This is a genomic window from Luteolibacter rhizosphaerae, from assembly GCF_025950095.1.
In the GTDB taxonomy this organism is placed as follows: Bacteria; Verrucomicrobiota; Verrucomicrobiia; order Verrucomicrobiales; family Akkermansiaceae; genus Haloferula; species Haloferula rhizosphaerae.
In genome coordinates, this window is record NZ_JAPDDR010000007.1 from 171,971 (window position 1) to 192,292 (window position 20,322).

The 20,322-nt window shown below is 62.3% G+C and carries 15 protein-coding genes; 7 read left to right on the forward strand and 8 right to left on the reverse strand.

Annotated elements, in window-relative coordinates; translation table 11 throughout:
* Nucleotides 1-10 precede the first annotated feature (10 nt).
* Nucleotides 11-3,118, reverse strand: coding sequence for a choice-of-anchor D domain-containing protein (locus OJ996_RS14605; protein ID WP_264514350.1), 3,108 nt, complete (start codon nt 3,116-3,118; stop codon nt 11-13).
* Between the two features lie 634 nt (nt 3,119-3,752).
* Here OJ996_RS14605 and OJ996_RS14610 point away from each other — a divergent pair.
* Entirely contained in the window at nt 3,753-8,930 is a 5,178-nt protein-coding gene (locus OJ996_RS14610) for a fibronectin type III domain-containing protein (RefSeq protein ID WP_264514351.1), read from the forward strand.
* A gap of 158 nt (nt 8,931-9,088) precedes the next feature.
* On the opposite strand, the gene OJ996_RS14615 is transcribed toward OJ996_RS14610, so the two are convergent.
* The 3 genes from OJ996_RS14615 to OJ996_RS14625 all read right to left on the reverse strand — a co-directional run bounded on the left by OJ996_RS14615 (nt 9,089) and on the right by OJ996_RS14625 (nt 11,973).
* A complete protein-coding gene (locus tag OJ996_RS14615) occupies nt 9,089-10,345 on the reverse strand; it encodes a S1 family peptidase (protein WP_264514352.1) in 1,257 nt (418 codons plus the stop codon).
* Between the two features lie 68 nt (nt 10,346-10,413).
* The gene (locus tag OJ996_RS14620) at nt 10,414-11,502 is read right to left on the reverse strand and encodes a lipid A deacylase LpxR family protein (protein WP_264514353.1); all 1,089 of its coding nucleotides are present in this window, start codon (nt 11,500-11,502) and stop codon (nt 10,414-10,416) included.
* A 300-nt stretch (nt 11,503-11,802) separates the two neighbouring features.
* Nucleotides 11,803-11,973 (reverse strand): DUF1328 family protein, encoded by a 171-nt coding sequence (locus tag OJ996_RS14625; protein ID WP_264514354.1) that lies wholly within the window; start codon nt 11,971-11,973, stop codon nt 11,803-11,805.
* Between the two features lie 231 nt (nt 11,974-12,204).
* Between OJ996_RS14625 and OJ996_RS14630 the strand changes: the two genes are divergently transcribed.
* A complete protein-coding gene (locus OJ996_RS14630) occupies nt 12,205-13,173 on the forward strand; it encodes a 6-phosphofructokinase (RefSeq protein ID WP_264514355.1) in 969 nt (322 codons plus the stop codon).
* Between the two features lie 9 nt (nt 13,174-13,182).
* Here the strand turns inward: OJ996_RS14630 and OJ996_RS14635 are convergent, their stop codons facing one another.
* Nucleotides 13,183-14,127: a GNAT family N-acetyltransferase gene (locus OJ996_RS14635; protein ID WP_264514356.1), complete on the reverse strand. Its 945-nt coding sequence runs from the start codon at nt 14,125-14,127 to the stop codon at nt 13,183-13,185.
* Between the two features lie 140 nt (nt 14,128-14,267).
* Here OJ996_RS14635 and OJ996_RS14640 point away from each other — a divergent pair, with 140 nt between their 5' ends.
* The 3 genes from OJ996_RS14640 to OJ996_RS14650 all read left to right on the forward strand — a co-directional run bounded on the left by OJ996_RS14640 (nt 14,268) and on the right by OJ996_RS14650 (nt 16,520).
* A complete protein-coding gene (locus OJ996_RS14640) occupies nt 14,268-14,711 on the forward strand; it encodes a hypothetical protein (RefSeq protein ID WP_264514357.1) in 444 nt (147 codons plus the stop codon).
* Nucleotides 14,712-14,785: 74 nt separating this feature from the next.
* Nucleotides 14,786-15,649, forward strand: coding sequence for an MNIO family bufferin maturase (bufB, locus tag OJ996_RS14645; protein WP_264514358.1), 864 nt, complete (start codon nt 14,786-14,788; stop codon nt 15,647-15,649).
* Complete coding sequence (locus tag OJ996_RS14650; RefSeq protein ID WP_264514359.1) at nt 15,636-16,520, forward strand: HvfC/BufC N-terminal domain-containing protein; 885 nt, start codon at nt 15,636-15,638, stop codon at nt 16,518-16,520. The genes bufB and OJ996_RS14650 overlap by 14 nt, the downstream gene beginning before the upstream one ends.
* A gap of 3 nt (nt 16,521-16,523) precedes the next feature.
* On the opposite strand, the gene OJ996_RS14655 is transcribed toward OJ996_RS14650, so the two are convergent.
* Nucleotides 16,524-17,111 carry a hypothetical protein gene (locus OJ996_RS14655; protein WP_264514360.1) on the reverse strand — a complete coding sequence of 196 codons (588 nt, stop codon included), beginning with the start codon at nt 17,109-17,111 and terminating at the stop codon, nt 16,524-16,526.
* A gap of 95 nt (nt 17,112-17,206) precedes the next feature.
* Between OJ996_RS14655 and OJ996_RS14660 the strand changes: the two genes are divergently transcribed.
* Nucleotides 17,207-17,623 carry a DUF5069 domain-containing protein gene (locus OJ996_RS14660; RefSeq protein ID WP_264514361.1) on the forward strand — a complete coding sequence of 139 codons (417 nt, stop codon included), beginning with the start codon at nt 17,207-17,209 and terminating at the stop codon, nt 17,621-17,623.
* Entirely contained in the window at nt 17,620-17,886 is a 267-nt protein-coding gene (locus OJ996_RS14665; protein WP_264514362.1) for a VF530 family protein, read from the forward strand. Before OJ996_RS14660 ends, OJ996_RS14665 begins: the two co-directional genes overlap by 4 nt.
* A gap of 6 nt (nt 17,887-17,892) precedes the next feature.
* On the opposite strand, the gene OJ996_RS14670 is transcribed toward OJ996_RS14665, so the two are convergent.
* Both OJ996_RS14670 and OJ996_RS14675 read right to left on the reverse strand, forming a co-directional pair.
* The gene (locus OJ996_RS14670; RefSeq protein ID WP_264514363.1) at nt 17,893-18,816 is read right to left on the reverse strand and encodes a DMT family transporter; all 924 of its coding nucleotides are present in this window, start codon (nt 18,814-18,816) and stop codon (nt 17,893-17,895) included.
* Entirely contained in the window at nt 18,813-20,240 is a 1,428-nt protein-coding gene (locus OJ996_RS14675; protein WP_264514364.1) for an aminotransferase-like domain-containing protein, read from the reverse strand. Before OJ996_RS14675 ends, OJ996_RS14670 begins: the two co-directional genes overlap by 4 nt.
* Nucleotides 20,241-20,322: the final 82 nt, after the last annotated feature.

Sequence of the window (20,322 nt, forward strand, 5' to 3'; positions counted from 1 at the left end):
CGTCTCGAGGCTATCGGGTTTCCAAGCGGTAAAACTTGGCATCGTCGGGCACCGCGAACTCGAACTCGAGTTCACCCCCCGGATTCAGTGTGGCGGCCGGAGCCGTGAAAGGTAGCGGCACATAGCTCTGGAAGTCGGTCGACTTGAAGAGCGCGAAAGTCAGCTTCGTCTCCCCGCCACCGCCACGCGTCATCACCGGGGCCTTCACGCGAAGCGCTTGGACCTTTGAAGGATCATGAAACGACGTATTCTGGAAGTACTGCTGGAAGGCACCCACCAGTTCGGCATCGGGCGATTCCCAATCAAAACCGAGCGCCGCCATCCGCAGTTCGGACACATCGTTCAACCCGTCTCCATCGGTGTCCTGGTTGGCGGAGAGACCCCGACCCGATAGCACGATCTCGAAAACCCCTTCGTCCGAATCGCTGTTCGTGATCCGCAGCGTCGCCGTGCGAATGCCAGCCGCGGAAGGAGCGAAACGCACCACGAAAGAAGTGTCGTCGTCGGCGGAAACGTTGAAGGGCCCGCCGCCGTTCACGAAGCTGAAGTCCGACGCGTGCGCCCCGATAAGGCTGAGACCGCTCACCGACAAAGTGGTGATCCCGGTATTCAGCACCGAGATGCTCAGTTCCCCCGGGCTCCCCCCGATCGCCACCGGCCCGAAGCTCGCCGGGTCACCGCTGCCCAGATCCGCGCCGCCCACCTCCACCGCGATTTCCGGAGCCGCAGGACCGAAGATGTAGGCCGCGCCCTTGTCCGTCGCAGTGCGGTTATCCGATGGCGTGCCCACCACCACGATGATTCCGGACACCGCCACCGAAGCCCCGAACTGATCGCCGGAGGTCGAGGTGCTCTTCTTCTGCGTCGCGGACGGAATCGTCGGCGTCGCCGAACTCATATTGAAGGAATAGCTCCGGCCGGAATCCGTCGGGCTGTTGTCCAGATAGCATCCCACCACGATCCGCGGCGCAGAGACCGCGACCGCATTACCGAAGCGATCATCCCCGGATGGATCGGGATTCGGCAGCGTATGCAACGGCACCGTGGGCGTACCACCACTCAGCTCGTAGGCATAGGCCGCACCCGCATTCACCGCACCCGTATCCTTCCCGCTGGCACCGATCCCGACCAGCGTGCCGGAGATACCGACGGCATTGCCGAAGCCATCATCCACCTGCGGCGCGGGATTCTGGACCACGTGCAGGGGCACCGTCGGCGTGCCGCTGGAGAGCTGATAAACATACGCCACCCCGGCATCGGTCGCTCCGGCATCATCCTTCGGTGCACCGATCACCACCCGGTTCCCGGACACCCCGACCGAGGCCCCGAAATGATCACCCGCTGCCGGACTCGGATTGTTCAGCACATGGATCGGAACCGTCGGCGTGGGAGAAGCCAGATTGTAGACATAGGCAATCCCGCTGTCCGCCCCGCTGGCATCGTCCATTTCCACCCCCACCACCACGATGTTACCCGAGATCCCCACCGCGCTTCCAAAACGGTCGCCAATGCCGGGTGCCGGATTGGCAAGAATCCATGCCGGAGTTTTGGAGGGCAGGTTCTCCAGATTGTAGACATACACGCGCCCCGCATCGGCAGCCGCATCGGCAGCCGCATCGTCGTCACCCGGACCACCCACCACCACCAGACTGCCGGACACCGCCACCGCCGCGCCGAAGTTCTCATCCACTTCGGGCGCCGGATCCTCCAGCGTCGCCAGCACCGCCGTCGGCTTCGATGCCGAGAGATCAAGGATGGCCACCTTCCCTGCGGCGGAAGCTCCGGCATCCGAACCGGGAGAGCCGATCGCAACGATATTGCCGTCGATCGCCACCGCACTGCCGAAGCGATCCAATGAGCCGCTCACCGGGTTATCCAAGGCGAAGGTGAAGCTGTCCGGAGTGGGCGAGCTCAGATTGTAAACATAGGTGCAGCCGGACTCGATATCGCCGCGGTCATCATGAAGCGCCGCCACCAGCACCGTGTTCCCGGAGATGCTCACCGCGCTGCCGAAGTAATCCGCCACCGCGGGCACCGGCTTGTCCGGCGTTCCGATCAAAGTCCCGGGCGCGCCACCGGAGAGCTGATAGACATAGCAGGTCCCCGCATTCTCCGCCGCCGCATCATCGCGATAGGCACCCACCACCAGATGATCCCCGGTCAGCGCCACCGAACTACCAAAGTAACCGTTCGGCTGCGCCAGCGGCTGCGCCAGCGTCAGCCACGGCTGGGTCGGTTGGGGCCCGGCCAGGTTGAAGACTAGCACCCGGCCGGCATTGGTGGCCGTGGTGTCGTCCGACTCCGCCGCCACGGCCAGATAGTCCCCCGCCATGGCCAAGGCGTTGCCAAAGCAGTCGTTCTCCTCCGCTGCAGCCATCGTCAGCGAATGCAAGGGATTGGTTGGCGTGCCGGACTGCAGGTCGTAGACGAAAACGCGGCCGGCATTCGGCGCGCCCATGTTATCGCGGTAGGCGGATACCGCCACCCGCGAGCCCGCCACCGCGACCGCCGCCCCGAAGTTGTCGTCGGGCGCAGGATAAGGATTCTCCAGAACGAGCTCCGCCTGAGTCGGGTTCGCGGAGGAAAGATCATACACGTACGCCCTCCCCGCGTTGGCTGATACGCCATCCGCCATCCACGCGCCGATCACCAGCGTCGTCCCGTCGATCGCCACCGCCTGGGCGAACTGATCCTGCTCCACCGGGGCTGGGTTCGCTATCACATGCACGGGAACCGTCGGTTGAGCGGAAGAGAGATCATAGATATAGGCACAGCCCGCCTGCAGCACTCCGCCCGCCGAATTGCAGGCCCCCACCACCACTCGGCTACCGGAGATCGCCACGCTCTGGCCGAAGTATCCGCATGCTTCTCCCGCCGGATTCAGCAGACGGTGCAGCAGCTTGCCGGTGCCCGCATCGTAGATCTTCACCGCACCGCTATCTCCGCCACTCAGAGGGTCGCTATCATAGTGTGGCGAACCGACGACCGCCACGTTTCCGGAGATCGCGATACTGGATCCCTGTTGCTCATAGGGCTGCGGGAGCGTCTTCGGCGCGTAGATCGAATAGCGCAGCGTGTCCGGCACTTGTCCGGATACAACTCCGCAGCCGACGGCCATGCCTAATAGGATGCCGACAGCGCGAAAGGGAATGAAACGGGGGGGAAACAGGGACATGCGGGACTCGGTCTGGGGGGCAGGCGAACCTTCAAGCCAAGATCAATACGAGCATTTCTCACGCCAGATCTCTTATCCGGGGGGATTGGATCACGGACGGTAAGACGGGAGGGAGGGTGGACATGGGGAGGCAGGGTGATTGGCCGGATTTCGCCAGCGGACCGGGCAAGCTTCGCGTGTCATGACGCGTCGATAGCGCGGATACAGCAGTCTCTTTTCTCACCGCAAATCTCCCCCGAAGGATTTGCGGCAGGCACCGGGGTGCCCGGCGCTTTTAAAAAACCCGACCCTCCCGGGCCAGCCTTTTTTACGGCAATCCACGTATTCCCAACCTTGGATTGCATCCTGCATCAAACTGTAAGGAAAAACCCTACAGCCCCCGTAATAGATGGGACTACATGCTAAATATCAGCATTTTACGTACGCTTATGCCTACGCGATAAAGTAGGAATAGCACTTGATCCGGGCACGGATGTTGCATGATAAAAGCCCGTCCAGTTTGAGGACCTATCCCCTCCACCCGGTCCCCCCGATCGGCGGATAGCCCCTCCTGCTTGGTAACTCCAAAAATACTGCCGTGCGCCCCCCCAGACTGCTGCACTCCCTCGGGCTATGCCTGTACGGATTCACCCAGCTAACATCCGTCCTCCCGGTATCCGCCTCAGCCCTCCCCGGCCTTAATCAGCCCGAGCCCGTCGGCGCATACTTCAATGGCGTTTTCCCCAACTCGCCTCCCGGAGACCCCTCCGGTTGGGCGGTGACCAACGCCTTCCCGAACCTGACCTTCACCGATCCCATGATGCTCGCGGGCATTCCGGGATCCTCGAATCTTTTGGTCGTGGGCAAGAACGGCCAGATCTGGCGTTTCCCTAACAATCCCGCGGCAACCGCCGGCCAGAAGGTGCTGGTGGCCGATCTCACCGCTCGCGTGGAGACTTCCGAGGACCAAGGCCTCTACAGCCTGGCCTTTCATCCGCAGTTCGCCCAAAGCGGCGCTCCGGGTCAGAACAAGGTCTATGTTTGCTACAACCGGCGCGCGGTCACCGGCGTGGATGACAATGACCGGACCTACTGGACCGTCTCTCAGTTCACCTGGATTCCCGCTTCCGGCACGCTCGACACGAACAGCGAGAATATCCTGATCTCCCAGTACGACCCGCACCGTTTCCACAACGGCGGCTCGATGTTCTTCGGGGACGACACCTTCCTCTACATCACCGTGGGCGATGGCGGCCTGGGCGGCGACGCGCTGGATAACTCTCAGGAGCTGCGCACGGGCCTCTTCGGCGGCATCCTGCGGATCGACGTAAATAACGACCCGACCAAGTCCCATCCGATCCGGCGCCAGCCGACGGAGAATCCGGACTGGTGGTTGGACCATCCGGATACGATCCAGCCGAAGCCTGCCGAATGGCCCGCGAGCCACACTCAGGGCTACGGCATCCCGAACGATAACCCCTGGCTGGATACCAATGGACTCGTTCTGGAGGAGTTCTACGCCATCGGCCTGCGCAGTCCGCACTCCGCCCACTTCGACCCGGTCACGGACGAGATCTGGGTAGGTGACGTGGGCGAAGCCAACCGCGAGGAACTGGTGCGCGTGCCAAAGGGCGGCAACTGCCAATGGGCCTATCTGGAAGGCACCCGACCCACCTCGAAGACCAAGCCGAATCCTCTCACCGGGACCGACGTCCCGCCGCACTACGAGTATGACCATTCCCAAGGCGCCAGCATCATCGGCGGCCCGCGTTATCGCGGCACCAAGTGGGCGGAATTCCTGAGCGGTAAGGTGATCTTCGGCGATCACGTGCGCGGCCGCATCTGGAGTGCCACCGTTCCCGCGAGCGGGGCTCCCGTCATTCAGGAACTCTACTCTTCCTTCGACACCGGCTACAAGAAAGGCCTCTGCGGCTTCTTCACCGATAGCGCCGGAGAAATCTACATCATGAATCTAGCCGGCTCTAACAACGCCGCCGGCAAGATCATGAAACTGGCGCTGCCCGCGGTCTCCGCCGAGCCGCCCCAGTTCCTCTCGCAGACCGGTGTCTTCTCGAATCTCGCTACCCTCGCCACCGCGCCGGGCGTGATCCCCTACGACGTGCCCAACCCGCTCTGGTCGGACGCCGCCGCCAAGAAGCGCTGGGTCATCCTGCCGAACGATGGCACCTTCAACTCCGCCGCGGAGGACATCGTCTTCAGCCCGGAAGGGAACTGGACCTTCCCGGCCGGCACCGTGTTCGTGAAGCACTTCGAGACGAACACCGACGCGAACAATCCGTCAGCGATCAAGCGGCTGGAAACCCGCTTCCTCGTCTGCACCGCAGGCGGCGGGAAGTACGGCTTCACCTACAAGTGGAACGCGACCGGCACCGATGCCGAACTGCTGGAGCAGGGTGACGAGGACACTTACACCTACACGCAAGCGGGTGGAGGTACCGAGCAACGCACCTGGAGCTTCCCCTCCCGCGGCGATTGCATGATCTGCCACAACGACGTCTCCGGACAGGCCTTGGGCTTCCGCACCAGCCACCTGAACTCGGACTTCCATTATTCCTCCACCAACCGCACGGCGAACCAGCTCAACACCTTCAATTCGCTCGGAGCATTCAGCGTGTCCCTGACGGCCGCCCAGTTGGAAAGCTACATCGAGTCGCGGGCGCTTAACGACGCCACCGCCCCCTTGGAACACCGGGTGCGTTCGTATCTTGATACGAATTGCTCGCACTGCCACCAGCCCGGAGGCTCCGGAGATGGATTCGATGCCCGCATCGGCACCCCGCTCGACCTGCAGAACCTGATCAATGGCATCCCGCAGCGCTTCGAGTCGCTGGGGCCGGACGGCCGCTACATCGCCCCCGGGGACACCGCACACTCCGCGGTCTTCGTGCGCGCTGGCGCGGTGGGCAATGGCGATGCCATGCCGCCCTTGGCTAAGAACCTCGCCCACACCGCGGGAATCGCAGCACTGCAAAGCTACATCAGCGGCTTGGACCCGGATGAATTCGAGTTCCTCCCGGCACCGAAGGCCCGCTTCATCAAGCTCACCTCCCTCGCGGGCACGCGGCACTTCGCTTCCGTCCGCGAATTCGAGATCCTCGATGGCGAAGGCGTGAAAATCCCCGTCGGCCAGCTCTCGGTTCACGCTTTCGACAGCGTCGACGGTGCCTCCACCTCGCCTGACAAAGCGATCGATGGCTTGATCGGTTCCTCCAACCACTGGCAGACCGACAACAAGGTGACCCTGCCCGATGGCTCCGAAGTCAACGGCCCGAATCACCCGCACTTCATCACCATCGACCTCGGCTCGCTGCGGGAGTTCAGCGGCTACACCTACTACCCGCGCGCGAACTCGACCCAGGGCCGCATCTCGCAATTCAAGGTGGAGTACAGCAGCGATGGCAGCACCTGGTCGCTCTTCCACCAAGGCACCTGGCCGACCGCCGATCCGGCGAACCCGATTACCTATTCGCTCCCGTACAACAAGCGCGCCGCCCGTTGCCAGATGGCTGGTCCGGTGGCGCCCGTGGAAGGCAGCTTCGATGCGACCATCGTCTTCGACATGGACGTGAACGACTTCACCGCTTCCGACATCACGGTGCAGAACGGCACGGTCACCGGCCTGCGCGGCTCCGGTTACTACTATGTGGCCCGTATCACGCCGGACACTTACGCCACCCAGGTGAATGTCTCGGTGGCGCCGAACGTGGTGAGCCCCGAAGGACAAGGCAGCCTCGCCCCCGCACCGCTGGCGGTGGGAATCCTGCCGGACCAGCAGCCGCCGAGCTCCCCGGGCTCTTTCGCCGCCGTGCCTGCATCCTTCTCCGTCGATCTCTCGTGGAGCCCTTCCAGCGACAATCGCGGGGTGACCGAGTATCAGATCCGCCGGAACAACACCCTGATCGCGACGATCGCCGGCACCAGCTACACGGACAACAGCCTGAGCCCGCATACCCAGTACAACTACTCGGTCGTGGCCCTCGATCAGGCGGGCAATGCCTCGGCTCCGGCCCAGCTCGGCACCACCACGCTGGGCGATGGTGAGCCGCCAAGTGTTCCCGGTTCCTTGGCCGGCACTCCGGGTCTCTTCTCGATCCAGCTCGCTTGGAATCCATCGAGCGATAACATGGGCGTGACCGACTACCAGGTCTGGCGCGGCAGCACCCTCATCGCCACCGTGGCGAGCCCGGGTTACACCGATAACAACCTCCAGATCGCCACGCAATACAGCTACCAGGTGATCGCGCTTGATGCCGCGGGCAATGCCTCCGCACCGGCGAGTGTCACCCTGAGCACGCTGGCCGATACCCAGGGCCCGACCAGTCCCGGCAACTTCGCCGCCACTCCGGCCCTGTCGTCGATCCAGCTCTCTTGGAGCGCCTCTACGGACAACGTGGACGTGACCGGTTATCAGCTCAGCCGCAACGGCACGCCGATCGCCACCGTGACGGCCCTCTCCTACACGGACAACGATCTCACCCCCGCCACGGCTTACACCTACGTGATCCGTGCTCTGGACGGCAGCGGCAATGCCTCGGGCCCGGTTCAGCTCTCGACCTCCACGCTGGCGGACACGCAGAAGCCGACGCTGCCCACCTCGCTGGAAGCCAGCCCCGGACTGCTATCCGTGAGTCTCTCTTGGCAGGCATCCTCGGATAACCTTGGGGTGACCGGCTATCAGATCAAACGGAACGGTAGCCTTATCGCCACCGTGCCCAGCACCGGTTATACCGACAATGGCTTGGAGACCGAAACGGCCTATACCTACCAGGTGCTTGCGATCGATGCCGCTGGCAATGTTTCCGATCCGGCCTCGGTCTCGACCACGACCCTGAGCGATGAGGATCCCCCGGCCACTCCCGGCGACCTCGACGGCGTTCCGGCCCTGACTTCGATCCAGTTGAGCTGGTCCGCATCGACCGATAACCTCGGCGTCGTCGGCTACCAGATCTTGCGCGATGACGAGCCTCTCGTGGCCGTACCGGGCCTGAGCTACACCGACACCGATCTGGAACCGGACACCGGCTACGTCTACAAGGTGATCGCCTTCGACGCCGCCGGAAATGCCTCCGTCCCGGCCGAACTCTCGATGGCCACCTTGGCGGACGAGGATGCCCCGGATGCCCCGACCGAATTGGCCGGTGCTCCGGACTACGAGACCGTGCACCTGACTTGGGCCGCCTCGGACGACAACGTGGGAGTGACCGGCTACCGGATCTTCCGCAACGGCAACCAGATCGCGACCACCGCCGCACTGGCATTCACCGATACCGGACGCAGCCGTCAGACCTCCTACACGTACGAAGTGAGGGCGATCGACGAAGCCGGGAACGCCTCTCTGCCCGCCACGGTGGCCGTCACGACGCTGGGCTTCGAGGACTGGCTGGATCAGCACAACCTGGCCGGGGAAACTGGCTCGGACTCCGATCACGGCGGCTTGAGCAACCTCGACGAGTACTACCTCGGCATGGACCCGAACAGCTCCACCGATGACCTGAGCTTCTGCCTGAAGACGGAGACGCAGGCGAACAACACCGTGCGGGTGAGCTACCCGGTTCTGAAACCGGTCGGCAGCTACCACCTCCACTACAGCAGCGATCTCGCGGATCTCTACAATGTCACCAAGCGCGTCGACACCCTGACCACAGCCGAGATCGAAGCCATGAGCCCGGCACAGCGCGGCAATCACTCGGTCGACCTGCCGATGACCCAAGCCCGCGGCTTCTACCTGCTGATCTTCGAGCCCCCCGCCCCCTGAGATAACTTCCAGACACTCCAGAGCTCCAACGGAGCGGCAAGGAGAAAGCCCAGGGTAAGCGCAGCGCAACCCTGGGTCAGATGCCACACAAGACCGGCCCTCTAAAGGAGGGCGGGGATGCCCCGCCTCACCGCCCGACCCCTCACGTCGAGGGGCGCTCACCGCAGATCCATCATCGAAAGCTCGTACACCTTGTCGATCTCCGCGCGGTTCCGGATCTCCTTGTCCGCAGCATCCCGATGGAACCACGTGAAGCCATCGTGATTGAACGCCGTCATCTGGCTCCGCGAACGGTGCCGCGCGCTCTCCAACACACCGCGAAACCGCTTCTTCCGGTCCGTCTCGCTGAACTTCTGGCCACCGGTCCGCTGCTCCTCGATCCACGTGTCCAGCGCGGTGATATCCCGCGAAAGAGGATTCGAAGAAAGCCGTCGAAACACCTCGCTCTTCCACTGGGAAGGCTGGAGCGCCGCCATCATCAGTTCGGATTGATCTTGGATCGCCAAGACCGCCCTTCCCTCCTTCAGGAAGGCCTCGATCGGAATCTTCTTCCATTCCCACTCCCGGTCGAGCCGGCACCCGAAACGCCTCACCTCCGAGAAGCGGGTGTCCTTCGCCCAGCGATCTTCCCGCGCTGCAGTGAGGTGGGTAACCACGCCAAGCGCCCGACCGCTGCGCCCGTCTAGGATCGGGCCACCGCTATTCCCTTGGATCACCTCGGCATCGATCTCGATGGAGGTAGGTCCTACTCCAAGCACCTTGCCCTTCTCGAATCCCACGGTGCCGGTTCCCGCGGCGTTCCCGGAGGCCAGCACCTCCTCGCCCACCTTTGCCAAGCCGGTCTCGGGGGCGATGTCCAGAGCCTCGGAAATCTCCTCCTCCACCGGCAGCCGGACCAGATCCGCTCCCTCCGCCGCCTCCAGCATCCCGAACTTCCGCACCACGGTACCATTGCGGAGTTTCACCTGCAGGCGGGCGTTTCCGGAAAGCACGTGGGCCGCCGTGTAAAGATAAGTCCGTCCCTCTGCCCGGCAGAAGAATCCGGTGCCGTTCGAGTGATCTCCCTCGATCACGGCGATCGAACGGGCGGCATGATTGCCTGCCTGCACCGTGGTCACCGGCTTCGCCGGTTCGCCCGTACCCCCGGAAAAACCGAACAGATCGGCCCACAGCACCGGACACTCGGTGGCTGGCAAGGTGCTTTCCCCTTCCGTGTGGGTAAAGCGGACCGAAGCGGCCGTGACCTCCTTGATCACCACTTTCCGGTAACTCGTCCCATCCTTGGCAAGGATCTCCGGGAAGTTCATGCCGGCCGCATGCTGGCGCACCAGCGAGTGCAGGCGCGACTCCGGCTCCGCCGCTTGCGAAGACGGAATCAGCGCGATGGCCAAGGCTGTGACGGCGAGGCGGGACATGCCTGTCATCCGGCAAAAATGCACTCTCCTCCCGCCGGTTCAATCCGGAAAGGTGAGAGAAGCAGGATCTAGAAGCGAACCCGCAGCGCGACGGAACCGAAATCCGCACCCTCACCCCGCTGTTCCTCGTATTCCTGCGTCCGCCAGGTGTGGACATAGCTCAACTCCACGTCCCGGTAGCGGATGCCACCGCCGCCGAAGACCTCGCCCACGAAGGGTTCACGGTTGTTACCGGTCTTGAAATCATGGAACAGCGGGCCGTCCAAGGTAGCGTCATGCGCAATCCCCCGGCCGGTGGCACCGAAGAGCAGGTAGACCGACCAATTGCCCGTGTACGGATCATCCGTATCGAAATAGAGGTTCGAGTAGGCGGTCTCCGACAGACGCGGGTCCGAGAAATCCGGCGGCAGGTTGAAGCCGAAACGGAAGAATCCACCGAGGTGGGCGGCGGTGCGGAAGGTGCCGAGGCGTGCACCCCATTCCGTAACCCCGTCCATCCGGAAGGCTCCGTAGTTCCATTTCACGAAGTCCGCCCGGCGCTTCTGAACGAAGCTGAGATCCGCCGTGATTTCGTTCGGGATCTGGTTGTCCCATCCATTGAACTTCTCGATATCCCGGACACTGTGAATGAAATCCTGGGAGTTCTCCGCCAAGGCGTTTGAACCCGTAGTACCGAGCGTGAACTCGACCGAATTCAGGATGCGATCGTCTTTGATGTGCAGGGAGTAGCCGAGTCCGAGCCAGCCGGCGTACCGGCGCTCCCCGATCGGCTGGGTGTAGGATGAAGCCGTCTCCGGAGTGAACATCAACTGCGTGAGCGACAGGCCGTAGTTGTACTGGATGTCCTTCGGATCCTTGAAGCCGGTGATGGTCTTGAAAATGTCGAAGCTCTCGGAGTCACCCGACAGGCGGCGCAGGATCTGTTGCAGGCTATCGAGATCTTCCGCATCGCGGTTCGAGGAAATCCAGGAAAGCCGGGCACCGTTGGTGTAATCACGGTCGGTATCGGCGAAGAGATCGTTGTCGAAATAGAAGGTCAGGTAACCCTTGCCCCAATCCGGCAGCGGTTTGTCGTGATCCGAATCCGACTGGGCTTGCGCCGGGAGCGCCGCCAGAAGCGGCAGAAGGAATAGGGTACGGCTGCGCAATTCGCTCATCATAACGGGTGTCGTAAAAAAAGTTGGGGCGGGCACCCCTCCCCGAGCGCCCGCCCCGCCACGGTATTACCCGCAGCAAATTTTTGTAATGGAAATCTAGTGAGACTTTTGGCCGACAGCGTCCACCGCCGCACTAAGAAGATCCTCTATCGTATCAACAACGTCCATAACAGGGATTTCTGCCGGTCTTTTTTTCAGGGGGCCCCTGCTCAAGAGAACAAAGGAAAGGCCGAAGGGGCTGAGAATCACCTAGTTTTCAAGAGGTCCGCCGACAAAAAATTTTCTGTCATCCGCAAGCATTCAGGGAGCTTTCCCACGAAGCGCGTTCGACAGGGCGGAGATCACGAGAAGGACTAGGAAAACGAAGAAGAGAATCTTTGCGACACCCACCGCGGCACCCGCGATGCCCGTGAATCCGAGCAGGCCTGCGATCAGCGCAAGAATGAGAAAGGTGATTGTCCAGTGAAGCATGAGCGTAAGGGGTTGTTCTGGCATTGGTATGGCAAGAACCCGGCCAAAATCCTTCACCGTTGATTCATCATTGAAAACCAATGGGATGAGATATTTCCACACGGACGATTGCGAACCACCCGTAGTGCAAGCTGCCACCAGTGCAAGTCGCACGGTTGCAAGCTGCACGATACGCGGCACATCCCGTGCTTGCCAGCGCGCGGGCGCTCACCTTCCTTGCGCCCGCACCTCATGAGCGAAGGCATCGCAATTTTCACTTCCGGCGGAGACGCGGCGGGCATGAACCCCGCCATCAAATGTGCTGCGGACTACGCGGCCAGCCGCGGCTATAAGCCCTGGCTCGTATACGACGGCCTGCGCGGCCTGATCGATGACAAGATCGTGGAGTCGCGTAGCGACCTGATCTCCGGCATCCTCCACCGCGGCGGCACCTTCCTGCGCTCCTCGCGCTCGAAGCGTTTCTTCGAGATCGAGTTCCGCCGCCAAGCCTTCGAGAACCTCAAGAAGCGCGGCATCAACAAGCTCATCGTGATCGGCGGCGACGGCTCCTTCCGCGCTCTCAACCAGTTCTACGCGGACTTCGGCATCCCCTTCGCCGGGATCCCCGCCACCATCGACAACGACATCGCCGGCACCGACTACTGCCTCGGCGTGGACACCGCTCTGAACATGATCCGGCAGTCCGTTGACTCGATTCGCGACACCGCAACCTCCTTTTCGCGCGCTTTCGTGATCGAAGTGATGGGTCGCCACTGCGGCTACCTCGCCATGGTCAGCGCCCTCGCCTGCGGCGCCGAACTCTGCCTGACCACCGAAATCCCCTACGATCTCGAAAAAATCGGCGCCAAGCTGAAACACGAAATCAAGCACGAGGGCCGCGACCACATCATCGCGATCGTGGCGGAAGGCACCAAGATGGCCGACTACACCACCCGCTACATCAACGACTCCATCGGGATGGAAGCCCGCCTCACCGTGCTCGGCCACGTCCAGCGCGGCGGCTCCCCCACCGTCCACGACCGGATCATGGCCTACAAGTTCGCCGTCGCCGCCGTCGATTCCCTCCACGCCGGCGAAACGAACGCGATCATGGTCTACCGCGATGGCACCTTCGGCCACCTGCCGATCCACACCGTGGTGGACTCGAAGTACAAGATCGACCCGGCCATCATGAAGCTCTGCTCGTCGCTCTGTAGCTGAGAAAATTTCTCAGCCGCTCTCCGGGAGGAAGGTCGGCATGATGATGCCTCCCGGCGGTGAGAAGCTGCCGCGGACTTGGGCAAAGTGGATTTCCACATTGCGCGCACCCCACTTGTATAGCTCTGCGATCAAGTAGGACTCGTGGGTGCCGATGAGGAAAACCGGCGAGCCGCCGCGGGCCTGTGAAAGCTGCATGTGCAGAAGGGCCAACGCGGCATTTTCGTCGCGCATCACGCCGGGCCCGATCATCCGGCAGCCAGCGTGATCGACGGAGGAGAGCCAGCCATCGATCTTCCCCGAGGGAGCGATGTGGACGAAGGTGGTCCAGTAACCGCCGGGATTGCGGACGAAATGGGCGAGGTCCTTCGCCCGCCGGATGCCGGAGATCTCTTCCTCCAGATCGGCCATGCCGAAAAGGTGGCTGACATTGGCCATGCGCACGCTGCCCGGGCCGGCGGGCGGCGGCGGCAACTCGACATCCGGGGGAATCCGCATGTCCTGATAGACCGCCACCGGACCAAACCCCGCCCGGGTATAGAGCGAATAAGAATCGAGGTTCATGGCGCTGGAGACCAAGCGCAGGGGAAGATCCTCGGCGCGCTTGATCACCTCGTCCAAGAGGGCCTTGCCCACGCCCTTGCCGGTAGCTTCCGGTCGGACGGCCATGATTCCGACCCCCACATGGGTTTCCCGCGGGTGGTAGAAGCAGGCACCCACAATCTTGCCCTCATCTTCCGCGACCAGACAGCAACCCGGATCGAGAAGCTGATAGGTGTCGATGAAGATTTTGCAGTCCTCCGGCTTCCCGGTGAAGATTTCGTGACCGAGCTTCGCCTTATACCAGGCGTTGGTGGATTCGTGGATAAGGGTGCCGACGGTGCTCGCCTCGTCGGAACTCATGGTCCTGATGGTCATGGCGGCACAAAATTGGCCGACGCCGGGCGAACGGTCCATGAGTTTTCGCGGGTGCATACCCCCATCTTCACGATGCACCGAAAATCACTGGAATAATCCGAAGGGCAACGAATCTTACTCAAAGCGCCCGAAAGCCGATGCTGTCCGGGCTCCAACCAAAACCACCAACAAGCAACCCAATGAAAGCCTCGAATGCACTCGTGGCCGCCGCACTCGCCGGCGCACTCGCCGCCGGTTCCACCGCCTTCGCCGCCAGCTTCGTGCCCGGTAAGGACAAGGACAAGGATGACTGCCCCGGCAAGGACAAAGAGAAGAAGGAAGAAACCGTGATCTCCGGGGACAAGGAAAAGGACAAGGACGATTGCCCGGACAAGGACAAGGAGAAGGAAAAGAAGGAGCTCGTGATCTCCGGCGAGAAGGACAAGGACAAGGATGACTGCCCGGACAAGGACAAGGAGAAGGAAAAGAAGGAAGTCCTGATCTCCGGCGAGAAGGACAAGGACAAGGACGACTGCCCGGACAAGGATAAGGACAAGGAGAAGAAGGAACTCACTTCCCTTTCTGGCGGCGACAAGGAGAAGAAGGAAAAAGTCAAGGAGAAGGAAGAGGAAGAGATCCTCTGATTTCACCTCAACGGACGCCCCGCGGCCAATCGGTGCCGCGGGGTTTTTCCGTCTCTAACAAGCGGCTTCAGGTCATGGGCAACTCGCGCTTCACATCCGGCGTGGAACTGGCCACGGGCATCGGCCTGCGGGTGCCGCACTACAATCACATCCTGTCGGAAAAGCCGGCAGTGGGATGGTTCGAGATCATCTCGGAGAACTACATGGTGGAGGGAGGACGGGCACTTTCGGTGCTCGACCGGATTCTCGACCAATACAAGGTGGTCCAGCATGGCGTGGGCATGTATCCGGGCGATGCCGGTGGCGTGAAATTCGAACACCTGCGGCGCCTCAAGCGGCTAGTTCGACGGACAAAAACGCCGTGGATTTCCGATCATCTCTGCTGGGGCAGCGTGGATGGCAGCATGAGCCACGACCTGCTACCGATCCCCTTCACCTTCGAGGCGGCGAAGAAGACCGCGGAGAACTTGCGGATCGCCCAGGACTTCCTGGAGATCCCGCTGGCGATGGAGAACGTGAGCAGCTACGGCGAGTTCAAGGACAACCAGATGACCGAGTGGCAATTCCTCGCCGAGGTCTGCGAGCTTGCGGACACGGGAATCCTGCTCGACGTGAACAACATCTACGTTTCCTCCATCAACAACGGCTTCGATCCGATGGAGTATGTGAACTTCGTGCCGGCGGAACGCGTGGCACAGATTCACATCGCCGGACACTCGCGCTACCAGCGTTTCGTCGTGGATACGCACGATCATCCGGTGGTCGATCCGGTGTGGAAGCTTTACGAGCGAGCCATCGAACGCTGCGGTCCGGTGGCCACCTTGCTTGAATGGGACGGCCGGATTCCCTCCTTCGAGGAGGTGTGGACGGAGGCCAAGAAATCGGAGACCTGGCGCGATACCGCGCTGGCAAAACGAGAGGAAAATGCGGCCGCTTGAGCAGATCCAGCGCGAGTTTTTCGCAGCGCTGCAGATGCCACTGCGTGGCAGCAGCCGCCGGAGCACGCATCTGCCGCCTACGGACGAAGGACATTCGACCGAGTTTCTCACCAAGGCGGAGGAGCTGATGGCGGGGGGGGAGAACTTATCCCCGGCCGAGCGCTTGGAGCTTTATCACCGGCAGTATTGGTTCCGGGTGCTGGAGTCGGTGGCGGAAGATTTCCCGCATCTGCGACGGATGGCGGGCGAGCAGAAGTTCTGGGAGATGCTGGAGGCCTACCTGCAGGCGTATCCTTCCGGAAGTTTCACGCTGCGGCATCTCGGCCGTTCGGTGGCGAAATTCATCTCCGGATGGCAGGGACTTGATCCCACGCAGAGACTTTGGTTCGCGGCGCTGGCGGAGCTGGAGTATGCGGCCATGGAGGTTTTCGAAGCGGAAGAACGGGAGCCGCTCGCTGCGAATCAGCTCGGCAGCGCGGAGCTGGAGCTACAGCCGCACGTGAGACTGATCGAGATCCCGGTGGCGGCGGACCGCTGCATGAGTGCGTCGAAGTTCGAACCTACGGACGAAATCACCACCCACGTGGCGGTCTGGCGCGGGCCGAAGGGCGCACACCAAGTGCGGCTCGATCCGACCGAGTTCATCCTGTTAGAGCGGCTGCGGAGGGGCGGGAAGCTGGCGGATCTCTTCGCGGAGCCGGTCGAGCCGGAGCCCACTCCAGAAGAGGTGCAGCAGTGGTTCTCCGAGTGGCAATCACGGGGCTGGATCACCACGCGCGGCAGCGAAGTGATCGAGATCAAGGCAGGAGACGAGGAGGACTGGAGAGGGGTGGACAAAATGGGCTCCCAGGCCGTGGCAATGGACGAGTGAGGCTCACTCCTCCTCCGTGGCGAAGAACTTCAGCGCCTCCTCTCCAGTCTTGATCTTGGCGATGCCGGCGCCCCGTTTGATCAGCTTGGCGCCACGCGGATCGCCGGAGAGCTTCTTGTTCTCCACTTTGGCGATGAGCTCTTCCAGTTTCTTGTCCTCGCTGGTGGTAGCGCTGCGCTGGAGTGCTTCGATCACCTTGCCATCGCGGACGTAGTAGCGGCTCTCGATCAGGGTATCCACGGTCTTCGGCTTCTCATCGGTGGAACCCGGTGCGAAGTGCCAGGTCGTGTCCTGAGTGTAGATGAAGAAGAGTTCGCCATCCTTGAAGTAATAGCTCTGGTCCGTGCCGCCGTGATCGCCCGCGACGTAGGAGAGCTTGATAGCGCTCAGACCGCCCTCGTAGCTGCGCCTCACGAGCGTGCCTTCCAAGGGATCGCTTTCATCCGCGAAAGAAACCGTCTCGGTTGTCACCGGTTTGCCTTGGTCGATCTTCGCATAAAGGGCGCGGATCGCAGCGAGATCCCCCGCATCGTCAGCCCAAGCCATAGTTCCGCTCATCAGGGCGATCGCAACGAGAATCGGAGTCTTCATGGTCGCACACGCAAGCATGTCGGCAGGCTTTTGCAAGCAGCGGAGGGCCGCGATTGAGCAGTTGCAGGCGACGGCGATTCGGAGAGAATCGACCCATGCCCCGCAGTGCTTACGACCAGACCAGCGGACTCGTGTATTTCCCGCGGATGTGCGAGAAGATCCGTCTGCATGCCCAAGGCGAGCTGCCTGCCGACTATCACGAGTATCTTGGCAAAGGTTTCGACGGGCGGATCTGCGGGTTCCTCCGCGTGAGCTATGATGACTTGAAAGCCCAAGTGCTCTCCGGAAAGACCGACGACGAAGTGCTGGCTTGGTGTCTGGAGAACGGTCGTGGGCTTGAGGCGATCGATTATCTGGTATGGAACGGCTTCGCGCGCAAACGCGGCTGGCGCGATGAGGATGGCGGATCGGAGTTTCTCGCGAATGCGAAGGCAAATGCCGGCTTCGCGAATCGCGATGCGATCATGACCATGTTCGACTTCTACGAGCACGACGAAGGGCGGGCGTCATGAGTGATGAAAACCGCCAACACCCGAAGGATCCGCTGCACGGCGTGACCCTGGAGACCATCGTGCGGACGCTGCAGGAACGGCATGGCTGGGAGGAGATGGGATTCCGTGTACGCGTGCGCTGCTTCAACGAGAACCCCAGCATCAAGTCGAGCCTGACCTTCCTGCGCAAGACGCCTTGGGCCCGGGAGAAGATCGAGGCGTGGTATGTGCGGGAACTGAAGCGTTACGGCAAGCCGCCTTCACCTCCTCAACCTGACGCTTGAGGTCCCTCACTTTGCGTTCACCGGTGCGCCGGCCAGCTTGAGCTGTTTAGTGACGCCGGGCTTGCGGCGACCGAAGAAGATGAGGGTCGCAACGATCCCGGCGCAAAGCAGCGGCTTGGCCGTAAGATGTTCGCCCAAGAAGAGCGCGGCGAAGCAGAAAGTGAAGAAGGGTTGTAGCAACTGGATCTGACCCACCTTAGCGACGCCTCCCAGCGCCAGCCCGTGATACCACGCGAAGAAACCGAGGAGAGCGCTGAAGACACTAAGGTAGGCAAATCCGGCCCAAGCGGAGGGCGTGGCATCCAAGCCATCCCGGGCCACCAGCCAAACGAGCGGACCGAGGATGATCGGAAAGGCGAGGATCAAAGACCAGCAAATCACCTGCCAGCCGCCGAGCACCCGGGCAAGGCGACCGCCCTCCGCATAGCCCAAGGCTGCCAGCATGACCGCGGCAATGAGGGCGAGATCTGCCGGCGAGAGGGCACCGCTGCCCGCGGACAAAGAGAAGCCGACTACCGTAAGGCTACCGGAAATGCTGGAGATCCAGAAACGCGTGGAAGGTCTCTCTCCTGCCCACAAGAAAGCAGCCACCGCCGTAGCCAAAGGGAGAATGCCGATCAGCACTGCGCCATGGCTGGCATCGACGCGCTGCATGGCCCAAGCGCTGCACACGGGGAACCCGATGATCACACCGAGCACCACCAGAAGAAGCGGTCCCACCTGATGGCGCGCCGGCAAGGGTTGCTTGGTGAAGAACAACAACAGAGCGGCAGGGAAGGCCGCCACAAGGGAGCGACCAAGCCCGACCATGATCGGATCGAAGGACGCCACTGCAAGCCGGGTGGCCGGAAGCGTGAGACTGAAAGACAACACGCCCAGCAATCCGAAGATCATCCCTGCCCGTGCCTTGGAGTTGTCGGGAGGATTCATGAGCCAGGAAGGAAACGTTTGGAGAGCTTGCCGAGGGTAGCGACTGCATCCAAACCGCGTTGGTCGAGATTGAAACCGCAGGCGAGTCGGAAGCAGTGATTCAGCCCGCCGGAAGCGGAGAAGATCGTGCCCGGAGCGATGCTGATCTGCTTCTCCATGGCAGCGGAGGTGAAGGCTTCCGAGTCGAAGCCTTCCGCCATCTCGACCCACAGGACGAAGCCTCCGGCGGGACGGTTCACGCGGGCACAATCGGGGAAGCAATGAAGCACGGCTTCACGCGTCTTGGCGCATTGCTCGGCATAGATCTTCCGGATGCGGCGGAGGTGGCGGTCGTAGCCGCCGGCATCGAGGAAACCGGCCACCACCAACTCGGAGAGCGTGCTATTCCAAGGGTTCTGAATGCCCTTCAGGCGACGGATCTGATCGAGGTGGGTGGGAGAGATCGCCCAGCCGACGCGGAGCCCGGGAGCAATGGTCTTCGAGACCGAGCCGCAGTGGATCACCCGCTGGCTCATCGAGGCGATGGACGGCGGACGCGGCCCATCGTGTGCGAGGTCGCCATAGACATCGTCCTCAATGATAGTGAAGTCGTTTTGTTCCGCGAGTGCCGCCAACTCGCGCTTGCGCTCCTCCGGCATCAGGGAGCCGATGGGATTGTGGAACTGCGGCTGCACGATGCAGGCGGCAATGCGGTGCTTCTTGAGCGCCTTCGCCAAGGCCTCCACCACCATACCGCTCCGGGCATCGACGGGGATCTCGATCACGCGCAGGCCGAGATCACGGACCAAATGCAGCGTTCCAAAATAGGAAGGCGTCTCCACTGTGACCAAATCACCGGGACGAGTGACGGCCCGCAGGGCCAGCAGCACCGCTTCCGTCCCCCCCATGGTGGTGACGATCTGGTCCGGCGTGACATTCAGGCCGAAATCGAAGGCGCGGCGCGAGAGCGCGGCACGAAGCTCGCGGCGGCCGAGCGGCGGGGTGTAGCGCAGGGAGGCCGCACCATGCTTCCTCATCACCTCGCGGGTGAGCGCGGCAATCCTCTGCTCGGGCACGATGTCGTCTCCCGGAGTGGCCGAGCCGAAGCGCACGAAGGCCGGATCCCCGGAAACCTCCATGATCGCATCAAAGGCGGAATCCCGCTCGATGCGGATGGGCTTCGAGGGCTTGGCCGCCGTGGTCGGGAAGCGGTCATCCGAGATCCGGGGCGGCGAGACGAAGTAGCCGGAGCGCGGACGGGCCTCGATCAGCCCCTCATCCTCCAAACGACGGTAGGCCTCCGTGACGGTGGAAATGCTGACGCGGTGTTCCCGGCTGGTGTGGCGCACCGAGGGAAAGCGCGAGCCGGGCCGGAAAGTTCCGGAACGGATCAGACCGGCGAGCTTGGTCTCAAGCTCAAGATACAATGGCAGGACGGTGGCCATGGCAGGAAAGATGAGGGGATTTCTCCTCTCCCGCCAGATACAGCCGGAATGAAAAGGCACCAGTACAGATTCTGTACCGATC